This is a genomic window from Cupriavidus sp. 22TCCZM04-2, from assembly GCF_057798895.1.
This window is the reverse complement of the sequence record NZ_JBYOJS010000020.1, coordinates 36,400-48,915: the sequence shown is the minus strand read 5'-3', so window position 1 is coordinate 48,915 and position 12,516 is coordinate 36,400. Positions and strand designations below refer to the sequence as shown.

Annotated in this window: 8 protein-coding genes; 7 read left to right on the top strand and 1 reads right to left on the bottom strand. The window is 65.4% G+C overall.

Annotated features, from left to right (window positions below; all coding sequences use genetic code 11):
* Nucleotides 1–20 precede the first annotated feature (20 nt).
* The 6 genes from AC3FKG_RS24315 to AC3FKG_RS24290 all read left to right on the top strand — a co-directional run bounded on the left by AC3FKG_RS24315 (nt 21) and on the right by AC3FKG_RS24290 (nt 10,531).
* Nucleotides 21–683, top strand: a complete 663-nt coding sequence (locus tag AC3FKG_RS24315; RefSeq protein ID WP_483709608.1) for a shikimate kinase — start codon at nt 21–23, stop codon at nt 681–683.
* Entirely contained in the window at nt 680–1,786 is a 1,107-nt protein-coding gene (aroB, locus tag AC3FKG_RS24310; protein WP_488744359.1) for a 3-dehydroquinate synthase, read from the top strand. Before AC3FKG_RS24315 ends, aroB begins: the two co-directional genes overlap by 4 nt.
* 47 nt (nt 1,787–1,833) lie before the next feature.
* Entirely contained in the window at nt 1,834–2,970 is a 1,137-nt protein-coding gene (locus AC3FKG_RS24305; RefSeq protein ID WP_488744358.1) for a deoxyguanosinetriphosphate triphosphohydrolase, read from the top strand.
* Nucleotides 2,971–3,077: 107 nt separating this feature from the next.
* On the top strand, nt 3,078–3,803 hold the full coding sequence (locus AC3FKG_RS24300) for a transposase (RefSeq protein ID WP_488744357.1): 726 nt from the start codon (nt 3,078–3,080) through the stop codon (nt 3,801–3,803).
* A gap of 437 nt (nt 3,804–4,240) precedes the next feature.
* Nucleotides 4,241–8,947 carry a glutamate synthase-related protein gene (locus tag AC3FKG_RS24295; RefSeq protein WP_483711558.1) on the top strand — a complete coding sequence of 1,569 codons (4,707 nt, stop codon included), beginning with the start codon at nt 4,241–4,243 and terminating at the stop codon, nt 8,945–8,947.
* A gap of 120 nt (nt 8,948–9,067) precedes the next feature.
* Complete coding sequence (locus AC3FKG_RS24290; RefSeq protein ID WP_483709602.1) at nt 9,068–10,531, top strand: glutamate synthase subunit beta; 1,464 nt, start codon at nt 9,068–9,070, stop codon at nt 10,529–10,531.
* A 75-nt stretch (nt 10,532–10,606) separates the two neighbouring features.
* Here AC3FKG_RS24290 and AC3FKG_RS24285 read toward each other — a convergent pair whose 3' ends face one another.
* Nucleotides 10,607–11,137 (bottom strand): GNAT family N-acetyltransferase, encoded by a 531-nt coding sequence (locus AC3FKG_RS24285; RefSeq protein WP_483711557.1) that lies wholly within the window; start codon nt 11,135–11,137, stop codon nt 10,607–10,609.
* Between the two features lie 368 nt (nt 11,138–11,505).
* Here AC3FKG_RS24285 and AC3FKG_RS24280 point away from each other — a divergent pair, with 368 nt between their 5' ends.
* Complete coding sequence (locus AC3FKG_RS24280; RefSeq protein WP_483711556.1) at nt 11,506–12,447, top strand: Bug family tripartite tricarboxylate transporter substrate binding protein; 942 nt, start codon at nt 11,506–11,508, stop codon at nt 12,445–12,447.
* The last annotated feature ends 69 nt before the right edge of the window (nt 12,448–12,516 follow it).

The window sequence follows — 12,516 nt, the reverse complement described above, 5'->3', positions numbered from 1 at the left end:
AGGCGGCCCAACATAAGAAGATGATGCAGTTTCCAACGGGGGAGGACGGACCGGAATCCGTATTCCCGAGCGACAATCCAGTGACAGCCTTGCCGACGGCCACGGAGACCGGCCGTCCCAATCTCTTCTTCGTCGGCCTGATGGGTGCCGGCAAGACTACCGTGGGCCGGACGGTCGCGCGGCGCCTGCACTATCCGTTCTTCGATTCCGACCATGAACTGGAAGCGCACTGCGGCGTGCGCATCCCGGTGATCTTCGAGGTCGAGGGCGAGGAAGGTTTCCGCGACCGCGAGGCGGCGATGATCAGCGAGCTGACCGCGCGCAGCGGCATCGTGCTGGCCACCGGCGGCGGCGCGGTGCTCCGGGCGGAGAACCGCGAGCTGCTCAAATCCCGCGGCACCGTGGTCTACCTGCGCGCCAGCCCGCATGACCTGTGGCTGCGCACCCGGCACGACCGCAACCGCCCGCTGCTGCAGACCGAAGATCCGAAGGGCAAGCTGGAAGCGCTCTACGCCGCGCGCGACCCGCTGTACCGCGAGGTGGCCGATTTCATCATCGAGACCGGCAAGCCCTCGGTGGCGCAGCTTGCTAATATGGTCTTGATGCAACTGGAAATGGCCGGTTTCCGCATCGATCCGGCCCCCGACGCGCCGGAACTGCCGGCTAACGATACGCATCCATGATCACGCTACAAGTCGACCTGGGAGAGCGCAGCTATCCCATCCATATCGGTACCGGCCTGCTCGGCAACGCCGAACTGCTGCGCCCGCACGTGCGCGGCCAGCATGCCGTCATTGTTACGAACGAAACCGTTGGCCCGCTCTACGCGGCCCCCGTGGAAGCCAGCCTGAAGGCGCTCGGCAAGACCGTACGGGTGGTGACGCTGCCCGATGGCGAGGCCTTCAAGCAGTGGGAAACGCTCAACCTGATCTTCGACGCGCTGCTGTCGGCCGGCGCTGACCGCAAAACCACGCTGATTGCACTGGGCGGCGGGGTGGTCGGCGACATGACCGGGTTTGCCGCAGCCTGCTACATGCGCGGCGTGCCGTTCGTGCAGGTGCCGACCACGCTGCTGTCGCAGGTGGATTCGTCGGTGGGCGGCAAGACCGGCATCAACCATCCGCTTGGCAAGAACATGATCGGCGCGTTTCACCAGCCGAATGCGGTGATCGCCGATATCGACACGCTGCGCACGCTGGCGCCGCGCGAGCTGGCGGCCGGCATGGCCGAAGTCATCAAGCATGGCGCGATCGCCGATGCGGAGTACTTTGCCTGGATCGAGCGCAATATTGCCGCACTGAACCAATGCGACCCGGACCTGATGGCCATGGCCGTGCAACGCTCCTGCGAAATCAAGTCGGGCGTGGTGGCGCAGGACGAGCGCGAAGGTGGCCTGCGCGCCATCCTGAATTTCGGCCACACCTTCGGCCATGCGATTGAAGCCGGCATGGGCTATGGCGAATGGCTCCATGGCGAAGCGGTCGGCTGCGGCATGGTGATGGCGGCAGACCTGTCGCACCGCCTGGGCTTCATCGACACGGAAACGCGCGCGCGCATCCGCGAACTGACGCAGAAGGCCATGCTGCCCATCGTCGCGCCGGAACTGGGCACCGACCGCTATATCGAACTGATGAAGGTGGACAAGAAGGCCGAGGCCGGCAGCATCAAGTTCATCCTGCTGAAGAAGCTTGGCGACGCGTTCATCACCACGGTTCCAGATACCGACCTGCGCGCTACGCTGGCGCAAGCCGTGCTTAAACCTCCCACCGAGGCCTCGGTCGCGTGAGCGATCGGTTATGCCTCGCAACCCCGACCCTGCCCACGGATTGCTGCATGACCGACCTTGAAAGCCATCTCGCTCCCTACGCCGCCCGCTCCGCGCAGACGCGCGGACGGGTCCATGCCGAGCCCGCATCGTCGTCGCGCAGCGAATTCCAGCGCGACCGGGACCGCGTCATCCACAGTACGGCCTTCCGCAGGCTCGAGTACAAGACCCAGGTCTTCGTCAACCATGAAGGCGACCTGTTCCGCACGCGCCTGACGCACAGCCTGGAAGTGGCGCAGATCGCCCGCTCGATCGCGCGCAACCTGCGCTTGAACGAGGATCTCGTCGAGGCGATCTCGCTGGCGCACGACCTCGGTCACACGCCATTCGGCCACGCCGGCCAGGACGCCCTCAATGCCTGCATGAAGAACCACGGCGGCTTCGAGCACAACCTGCAGAGCCTGCTGGTGGTGGACGAGCTGGAAGAGCGCTATGGCGGCTTCAATGGCCTGAACCTGACGTTCGAGACGCGAGAGGGCATCCTCAAGCATTGTTCGCGCGTCAACGCGGCCGCGCTTGGCGAGCTTGGCCGGCGCTTCCTGGAGGGCGCGCAGCCGTCGCTGGAGGCACAACTGGCCAACCTGGCCGACGAGATCGCCTACAACAACCACGATATCGACGATGGCCTGCGCTCGGGGCTCCTGACGCTCGAGCAGCTCGATGAAGTACCGATGTGGGGACGCCACCGTGCCGAAGTAGCGGTGGCCTTCCCGGGAATCAACGGTCGCCGCGCCATCAACGAAACCGTGCGCCGCATGATCAACACGCTGATCGTGGACCTGATCGAGACCACCAGCCGGAATATCGCCGCAGCGAACCCGCGCTCGATCGAGGCCGTGCGCTCGGCGGGGCCGCTGATCGGGTTCAGCGCGCAGATCCACGAAGAGGCGGCCGCGCTCAAGCGCTTCCTGTTCCGGCACCTGTACCGGCATTATCTGGTCATGCGCATGTCGTCCAAGGCGCAGCGCATCGTCTCCGACCTGTTCGGGGCCTTCATGTCCGATTCTCGCCTGCTGCCGCCGCAGTATCAGGCGCCGCATGGCGGCGACCAGTCGCGGCTGATCGCGAATTACATCGCCGGTATGACTGACCGCTACGCCATCCGCGAGCATCGCCGCATCTTTGCGGTCAGCGAAGGTAATTAACCTCATCCTTTGTGGGTTAGGGCGGGGACAAAATCGTGCCCGCGAAAATTGGGGACGGATCAGGCTATCATTTGGGGCAACCCGGTTCTGATCTCTGCAGCTTCCCGATGGCACGACTTCCCCGCTTTTCCCCGGCTGGCCTGCCGGCGCTTGTGTTGCAACGCGGCAACAACCGGCAACCGGTCTTCCTGGGGCCGGACGATTACCTGCACTACTTGGACAGCCTGCGCATGGCCGCGCGGGAATACGACCTGGCGATCCACGCCTATGGTTTGCGACCCAATCACATCCACCTTGTAGCCACGCCGCGCGGGCCTGACTCGCTGAGCCTGACCATGCAGGCGGTGGGGCGCCGCTACGCGCGCTACTTCAATCGCACCGCGGGACGGACGGGCACGCTGTGGGAAGGGCGATTTCGGTCCGCGGTGTTCGATCCAGCCGACTGGATGTTGCCGGCGCTGCTATACACCGAGGGCAACGCCCTGCGGGCCGGCGAAGTCATGACGCCCGAAGCCGACCGGTGGAGCAGCCACCGCCATCATGTCGGCATCGAGGCCAGCGCACTCGTGAGCGATCACTCCGTGTACTGGGGGCTGGGCAATACGCCGTTCGAGCGGCAGTCGAACTACCGATCGCTGAGCAATGAAGGTCTCTCCGGCCGCACCCTTGCCACGTTGCGCAAACACGCTCACAGCGGCTGGCCCCTCGGCGGCGAGGCTTTCCTGATGCAACTCGAGCGCCAGGGCGCGCGACGCGTACAGCCCTTGCCGAAAGGCCGCCCCAAACGCGGCCAGTCCGCAGAACCCGGTCATGAGGACACCTCGGTGGCTTAGGGTACCCATGGAGTTGCTGATGCGCCACGTCCAAACAGGAATGCGCCAGTTTAATGTGTCCCCATTTAGTTTGATTCTCAAAACGATCTGTTTTTAAATGTGTTCTGACCCCATTTAAAAATTTTGCGGCGTCAGCGGTATTCCCATATAGTTGCCCCACCCACAGTAATTGTGCGGCGCGTCACGCTCGTGTACGCCGCTGCGGTTCCCGTAGTCCCTGACAGCAGATGAGCCGGTCCAAACCGGCCCACCCGGCCGATATTGTGTCCGGCGCGCAGGCAGAATGCGGTACCCCTTCGGTCTACCCGGCATTCCGCGCAGCCTTCACCGGAATTCAGCCCGTGGACCAATCGCAAAACCATCCGGCCCAGGAACTGGCCCAGGCGCAGACCAGCGCCACTTCCACTGACATCGCCCTGCGTCCGCAAGCACAAGGCATGTATGACCCGACCAATGAGCACGACGCCTGCGGCGTCGGCATGGTTGCGCATATCAAGGGCAAGAAGACTCACGAGATCGTCAGCCAGGGCCTGAAGATCCTTGAGAACCTGGACCATCGTGGTGCGGTCGGCGCGGATGCGCTGATGGGCGACGGCGCCGGCATCCTGATCCAGATCCCCGACCAGTTCTATCGCGAAGAGATGGCCGCGCAGGGCGTGAGCCTGCCGCCCGCCGGCGAATACGGCGTGGGCATGATCTTCCTGCCGAAGGAACACGCCTCGCGCCTGGCCTGCGAACAGGAACTGGAGCGTACGGTTCGCCTGGAAGGCCAGGTCGTGCTGGGCTGGCGCGACGTGCCGGTCGACGCGAACATGCCGATGTCGCCGACGGTCCGCAAGACCGAGCCGGTCATCCGCCAGATCTTCATCGGTCGCGGCCGCGACATCATGACGACGGACGCGCTGGAACGTAAGCTCTACGTGATCCGCAAGACCGCCAGCCACGCCATCCAGGCGCTCAAGCTCAAGCACGGCAAGGAATACTTCGTACCGTCGATGTCGGCGCGCACGGTGGTGTACAAGGGCCTGCTGCTGGCCAACCAGGTCGGCGAGTACTACCTGGACCTTCAGGACCAGCGCGCCGTGTCGGCCCTGGCCCTGGTGCACCAGCGCTTCTCGACCAACACCTTCCCGGCCTGGGAGCTGGCCCACCCGTACCGCATGGTCGCCCACAACGGTGAAATCAACACCGTCAAGGGCAACGTCAACTGGATCAACGCCCGTACCGGCGCGATCTCGTCGCCGGTGCTCGGCGACGACCTGCCCAAGCTGTGGCCGCTGATCTACCCGGGCCAGTCCGACACCGCATCGTTCGACAACTGCCTCGAACTGCTGACGATGGCCGGCTACCCGCTCGTCCACGCGATGATGATGATGATCCCGGAAGCCTGGGAGCAGCACACGCTGATGGACGACAACCGTCGCGCCTTCTACGAGTACCACGCCGCCATGATGGAGCCGTGGGACGGCCCGGCCGCGATCTGCTTCACCGACGGCCGCCAGATCGGCGCGACGCTGGACCGTAACGGCCTGCGTCCGGCCCGCTTCTACGTGACCGAGGACGACATCGTCGTGCTGGCCTCGGAAGCCGGCGTGCTGCCGTTCCCCGAGTCGCGCATCGTCGAAAAGTGGCGCCTGCAGCCGGGCAAGATGTTCCTGATCGACATGGAGCAGGGCCGCATCATCGACGACAAGGAACTCAAGGACAACCTGGCCAACGCCAAGCCGTACAAGAGCTGGATCGACGCCGTACGCATCAAGCTGGATGAGATCGACGCCAAGCCCGAAGACGTCGCTGCCGAGAAGAAGCCCGTGGCCAAGCTGCTGGACCGCCAGCAGTCGTTCGGCTACACCCAGGAGGACGTCAAATTCCTGATGGCGCCGATGGCGCTGTCGGGCGAGGAAGCCACCGGCTCGATGGGCAATGACTCGCCGCTGGCCGTGCTGTCGTCGAAGAACAAGACGCTGTACCACTACTTCCGCCAGCTGTTCGCCCAGGTGACCAACCCGCCGATCGACCCGATCCGCGAGAACATGGTGATGTCGCTGGTGTCGTTCATCGGCCCGAAGCCGAACCTGCTCGAGCTGAACAACATCAACCCGCCGATGCGCCTCGAAGTGTCCCAGCCCGTGCTGGACTTCAAGGACATCGCCAAGATCCGCAACATCGAGCACTACACCGGCGGCAAGTTCCGTTCGTACGAACTGAACATCTGCTATCCGACCGCATGGGGCAAGGAAGGCATTGAAGCGCGCCTGGCCTCGCTGTGCGCCGAAGCCGTGGATGCCGTGCGTTCGGGCTACAACATCCTGATCGTGACCGACCGCCGCGTCGACGCCGACCAGGTCGCGATTCCCGCGCTGCTGGCCACGTCCGCGATCCACCACCACCTGGTGGAGAAGGGCCTGCGCACGTCCACCGGCCTGGTGGTCGAGACCGGCACGGCGCGTGAAGTGCACCACTTCGCACTGCTGGCCGGCTACGGCGCCGAAGCCGTGCACCCGTACCTGGCCATGGAAACGCTGGCCGATATGGCCGCAGACCTGTCGGGCGACCTGTCGGCCGAGAAGGCGATCAAGAACTTCGTCAAGGCGATCGGCAAGGGCCTGTTCAAGGTGATGTCCAAGATGGGCATCTCCACGTACATGTCGTACACCGGCGCACAGATCTTCGAAGCGATCGGCCTGTCGCGCGAGCTGGTCCAGAAGTACTTCCACGGCACGCCGTCGAATGTCGAAGGCATCGGCATCTTCGAGGTGGCCGAGGAAGCGCTGCGCCTGCACAAGGACGCCTTCGGCGCGAGCCCGGTGCTGGAGAACATGCTCGACACCGGCGGCGAATACGCCTTCCGCATCCGCGGCGAAGAGCATATGTGGACCCCGGACTCGATCGCCAAGCTGCAGCACTCGGTGCGCGCGGACGACGGCAAGGGCGCCTACCAGACGTACAAGGAATACGCCAACATCATCAACGACCAGAGCAAGCGCCACATGACGCTGCGTGGCCTGTTCGAGTTCAAGGTCGATCCGGCCAAGGCGATTCCGCTGGAAGAAGTCGAGCCCGCGAAGGAAATCGTGCGTCGCTTCGCGACGGGCGCGATGTCGCTCGGCTCGATCTCGACCGAAGCCCACGCCACGCTGGCCGTGGCGATGAACCGCATCGGCGGCAAGTCGAACACCGGTGAAGGCGGCGAGGACGAGAAGCGCTACCGCAATGAACTGCGCGGCATCCCCATCAAGCAGGGCGACAGCCTGAAAAGCCTGCTGGGCGACGTGATCGAGGCCGACCTGCCGCTGCAGGACGGCGACTCGCTGCGCTCGAAGATCAAGCAGGTGGCGTCGGGCCGTTTCGGCGTGACCGCAGAGTACCTGGCCTCCGCCGACCAGATCCAGATCAAGATGGCGCAGGGCGCCAAGCCGGGCGAAGGCGGCCAGCTGCCGGGCCACAAGGTGTCGGACTACATCGGCAAGCTGCGTTACTCGGTGCCGGGCGTCGGCCTGATCTCGCCGCCGCCGCACCACGATATCTACTCGATCGAGGATCTGGCACAGCTGATCCACGACCTGAAGAACGTCAACCCGTCGTCGGATATCTCGGTCAAGCTGGTGTCCGAAGTGGGCGTCGGCACGGTGGCTGCTGGGGTGTCCAAGGCCAAGGCCGATCACGTCGTGATCGCCGGCCATGATGGCGGCACCGGTGCTTCGCCGTGGTCGTCGATCAAGCACGCAGGCTCGCCGTGGGAACTCGGCCTGGCCGAAACGCAGCAAACGCTGCTGCTCAACGGCCTGCGCAACCGCATCCGCGTGCAGGCCGACGGCCAGATGAAGACCGGCCGCGACGTCGTCATCGGCGCGCTGCTGGGCGCCGACGAGTTCGGCTTCGCCACGGCACCGCTGGTTGCCGAGGGCTGCATCATGATGCGCAAGTGCCACCTGAACACCTGCCCGGTGGGCGTGGCCACCCAGGATCCGCAGCTGCGCAAGAAGTTCCAGGGCAAGCCGGAACACGTGGTCAACTTCTTCTTCTTTGTTGCTGAAGAAGCCCGCGAGATCATGGCCCAGCTGGGCATCCGCACCTTCGACGAACTGATCGGCCGCGCCGACCTGCTCGACACGAAGGCTGGCATCGAACACTGGAAGGCCCGCGGCCTGGACTTCGGCCGCATCTTCCACCAGGTGGCACTGCCGGCGGACACGCCGCTGTACCACACCGACGTGCAGGACCACGGCCTGTCGGCCGAAGCCGGCAAGGCGCTGGACCACGTGCTGATCGCCAAGGCACGTCCGGCGATCGAGAAGGGCGAGCGCGTGTCGTTCATCCAGCCGGTCAAGAACGTGAACCGTACCGTCGGCGCGATGCTGTCGGGCGTGGTGGCCAAGCAGTACGGCCACGAAGGCCTGCCGGACGACACCATCCACATCCAGCTGCAAGGCACCGCGGGCCAGTCGTTCGGCGCGTTCCTGGCGCACGGCATCACGCTGGACCTGGTTGGCGACGGCAACGACTATGTCGGCAAGGGCCTGTCGGGCGGCCGCGTGATCGTGCGCGCTCCGCACGAGTTCCGCGGCGATCCGACTCGCAACATCATCGTCGGCAACACCGTGCTGTACGGCGCGATTGCCGGTGAAGCGTTCTTCAACGGCGTGGCCGGCGAGCGCTTCGCGGTGCGCAACTCGGGCGCTTCGGCGGTCGTGGAAGGCACCGGCGACCACGGTTGCGAGTACATGACCGGCGGTACCGTGGTGGTGCTGGGCGGCACCGGCCGCAACTTCGCGGCCGGCATGTCGGGCGGCGTGGCCTACGTCTATGACGAAGACGGCCTGTTCGACAAGCGCTGCAACACCTCGATGGTCGCACTAGAAGCGGTGCTGGCGTCGGCCGACCAGGAGAAGGGCCAGAGCCCGTCTTCGTGGCACAAGCTCAACGGCACGCGCCAGCTTGACGAAGTCATCCTGCGCAACCTGATCGAGCAGCACTTCCGCTACACCGGTTCGGAGCGCGCCAAGGCGCTGCTGGCGGACTGGACCACGGCGCGCCGCAAGTTCGTCAAGGTCTTCCCGACCGAGTACAAGCGCGCGCTGGGCGAGATGTACGCCAAGGAACAGGCTGCCCGCGACAGCGACCGCGAAGCCATCGCCGCCTGATCCGCGGCACCACGAGACAGGGGCCGCAGCCAGGGCAGCACCGGCGGCGGTCCCGACAAGATACTGACCTCACAGCAAGGCCGGCCACGCCGGTCTTGCCAGCAAGACCAAGGACGCAACATGGGTAAGGCGACTGGCTTTCTCGAATTTCCGCGCCAGAACGAAGGCTACGAAGCGGTAGTCAAGCGCGTGAAGCACTACAAGGAATTCGTGTTCGCGCTGTCCGACAGCGAAGCGAAGCTCCAGGGTGCGCGCTGCATGGACTGCGGCATCCCGTTCTGCAACAACGGCTGCCCGGTCAACAACATCATTCCGGACTTCAACGACCTGGTGTACCGCCAGGACTGGAAGAGCGCCATCGAGGTGCTGCACCAGACCAACAACTTCCCCGAGTTCACGGGCCGCATCTGCCCGGCGCCGTGCGAGGCCGCCTGCACGCTGGGCATCAACGAGCTGCCGGTCGGCATCAAGTCGATCGAGCACGCCATCATCGACAAGGCCTGGGAAGAGGGCTGGGTCGCGCCGCAGGCGCCCAAGCACAAGACCGGCAAGACCGTGGCCGTGGTCGGCTCGGGTCCCGCCGGCATGGCGGCCGCGCAGCAACTGGCGCGCGCCGGCCATGACGTGACCGTGTTCGAGAAGAACGACCGCATTGGCGGCCTGCTGCGCTACGGCATCCCCGACTTCAAGATGGAGAAGACGCTGATCGACCGCCGCATCGAGCAGATGCAGGCCGAAGGCGTGACCTTCCGCGCCGGCGTGATGGTGACCGACGGCGCGCTGCCGGCCGGCATCAAGAACTACGCCCGCGAAACCATCTCGGCCAAGGACCTGATGGACCAGTTCGACGCCGTCGTGCTGGCCGGCGGCTCGGAAGTGCCGCGCGACTTGCCGGTGCCGGGCCGCGACCTGGACGGTATTCACTTCGCGCTGGAATTCCTGATTCCGCAGAACAAGGAAGTGGCGGGCGATGGCGAGAACAACATCCGCGCCGAAGGCAAGAACGTGATCGTGATCGGCGGTGGCGATACAGGTTCCGACTGCGTCGGCACCTCGAACCGCCATGGCGCGACGTCGGTGAACCAGTTCGAACTGCTGCCGCAGCCGCCGGAGGAAGAAGACAAGCCGCTGGTGTGGCCGTACTGGCCGATCAAGCTGCGCACCTCGTCGTCGCACGAAGAAGGCTGCGACCGCGACTGGTCCGTCGCCACCAAGGAATTCATCGGCGAGAACGGCAAGGTCACCGCGCTGAAGGCCTGCCGCGTCGAGTGGAAGGACGGCAGGATGCAGGAAGTGCCGGGCAGCGAATTCATCCTGCCGGCGGACCTGGTGCTGCTGGCCATGGGTTTCACCAACCCGGTGGGTTCGATGCTGGACGCATTCGGTGTCGACACCGATGCACGCAAGAACGCCAAGGCCGCCACCGAGGGCGAGCGCGCCTACCAGACCAATGTGCCGAAGGTGTTCGCCGCTGGCGACGTGCGCCGCGGCCAGTCGCTGGTGGTGTGGGCAATCCGCGAAGGCCGCCAGGCCGCGCGTTCGGTCGATGCGTTCCTGATGGGCCATTCGGAACTGCCGCGCTGATCGCGCCGCTAGGACGGATCGAAAAAACCCGCCTGGTGCGAGCCAGGCGGGTTTTTCTTTTCCGCGTCCGGGAGCCTAAGCGCTTAGCGTGCGCTCCATGATCAGCGCGCCCGACCCATAGCTGGCGAGCTTGCGGGCATGCACTGCGGCCTGCTGCGCTGCCATCGGAGCGTACCCAAGCCTGCGCCACCAGTCCGCCGCGGCCTGCACCGCGATCAGCCGCGAATGCTGCAAGCCGGCTTCCAGCGCAGCCTGCAAGGCCGCCTCATAGAGCCTTGGCGCGAGGCCGCTCCCTCGTCCTGCCGGTGCTACCGCCATGTCATGGACGAACCAGGTCATGACCGTGTCCAACCCCTCAGCGGATGGCTCCAGGACGCCGTCGAGCGGCGGCAGGCTGCTCCGTGGCCAAGGGTGGGTGAAAAGGTAGCCCGCCAGGGCTCTATCCCCGCCGGAAATCGCGACCATGCAGGTCGATGGAGCGAACATTAACCGGCTGGCGAAGGCCTCGATGCCTTCAAGCAGGTTGCCGGGATAGCACTGCGCCTGGATCTCCAGTACACCAGGCAGGTCTGCGGCGGTCATGCACCGCACATGGAAATCTGACATCGCGCCATTGTAGGCGGCATTGGCGGTGGTTGCGCAAAGATGCCGGATGTTCATTTGCGCTTCCGGGCGATTTCAGGGTTCTCCCGCGCTATGGTTTACGTGCCTGTGTTCCTCCCTCAGGTTGTTCGTACAATTTACAAAAACAATAATCAGAAATCGCCTCGGATCCTTTTTCAGCCGACCCATATGCGGTCCTGCTAAGCGGGACGCGCCGGAGAAAATTGATGACCGAAGTACGCACTTTGTCGCGGCTTTGGCGAGGTAAAGCGAAGTTAGTGCTTCCTGCTGCCATCCGGAATGCTGCAGTGGCGTGGTCTGGGGTGTTGGCTGCCTTGCTGGCGGCTGGGACGCCTGTTGCCGCGCAAGCCATATCGACGGCCAGCGCCTCGACGCCGACCGCCATGGCGCGGACGATGTCGTTTCCGGCGCGGCCGGTGCGACTGATCGTCCCGTTTCCCGCGGGCGGCGTGGCCGATGCCATCGCGCGCCTGCTTGCCGAGCGGCTGTCGGCCCGGCTCGGTGTGCCGGTGGATGTGGACAACCGGCCCGGCGCGGCCGGTACCACGGCCGGCGATGTCGTGGCCAAGTCAAGCTCGGACGGGCACACCTTGCTGTTTCACCAGGCCAACATGCTGATCCAGCCCGGGCTGGAGCCCGTGCCGTATGACGTGGTGCGCGATTTCACGCCGGTCGCCCGCGTGGCCACCACGCCGCTCTTCCTGGTCATCGATGGCCGCTTGCCGATGCGCACGCCGGAACAATGGGCGGTCGCGGTCAGGTCGAATCCCGGCTCCTACAGCTACGGATACGGCCAGCCGGGCAGCCCGTCCCACCTGTATGCGGAATACGCCGTGCGCGGCATCCGCAACGGCGTGCCGCTCGTGACGGCCAAGGGCGAGGGGGCGATCGTGCAGGAGATGCTGGCCGGCCGGATCAGTGCGTGCTTCTGCTCCTATGCGGCCGTGCAGAGTCATGTCCGCAGCGGCGCGCTGCGCATGATCGGCGTGACCGGCGTATCGCGCTCGCCGCTGGCGCCGCTGGTGCCGACGCTGCAGGAAGCCGGCCTGGAGGGATATGCCGCCGCAGCCTGGTTCGGTGTGCTGGCACCGGCCAAGACGCCGCGCGCGATCGTCGCGCGCCTGGCGGTCGAGCTGGACGAGGTGATGGCCGAGCGGGAAGTCCGCGCGCGCCTGATTGCTGCGGGCCTGGCGCCACTGCGCGATTCACCCGAGGCGTTCGCCACCGCGATCCGCTCCGAGTCGATCCAGTGGCAGGTCATCCTGCGCGATGCCGCGCAGGGGGAGCCATAGCGCTCCGGCAGCGTTCGATGTGGCGGCGGGCCCACGGCGGCCTGCAGGCCTAGGTAGTAGCCCTTATAA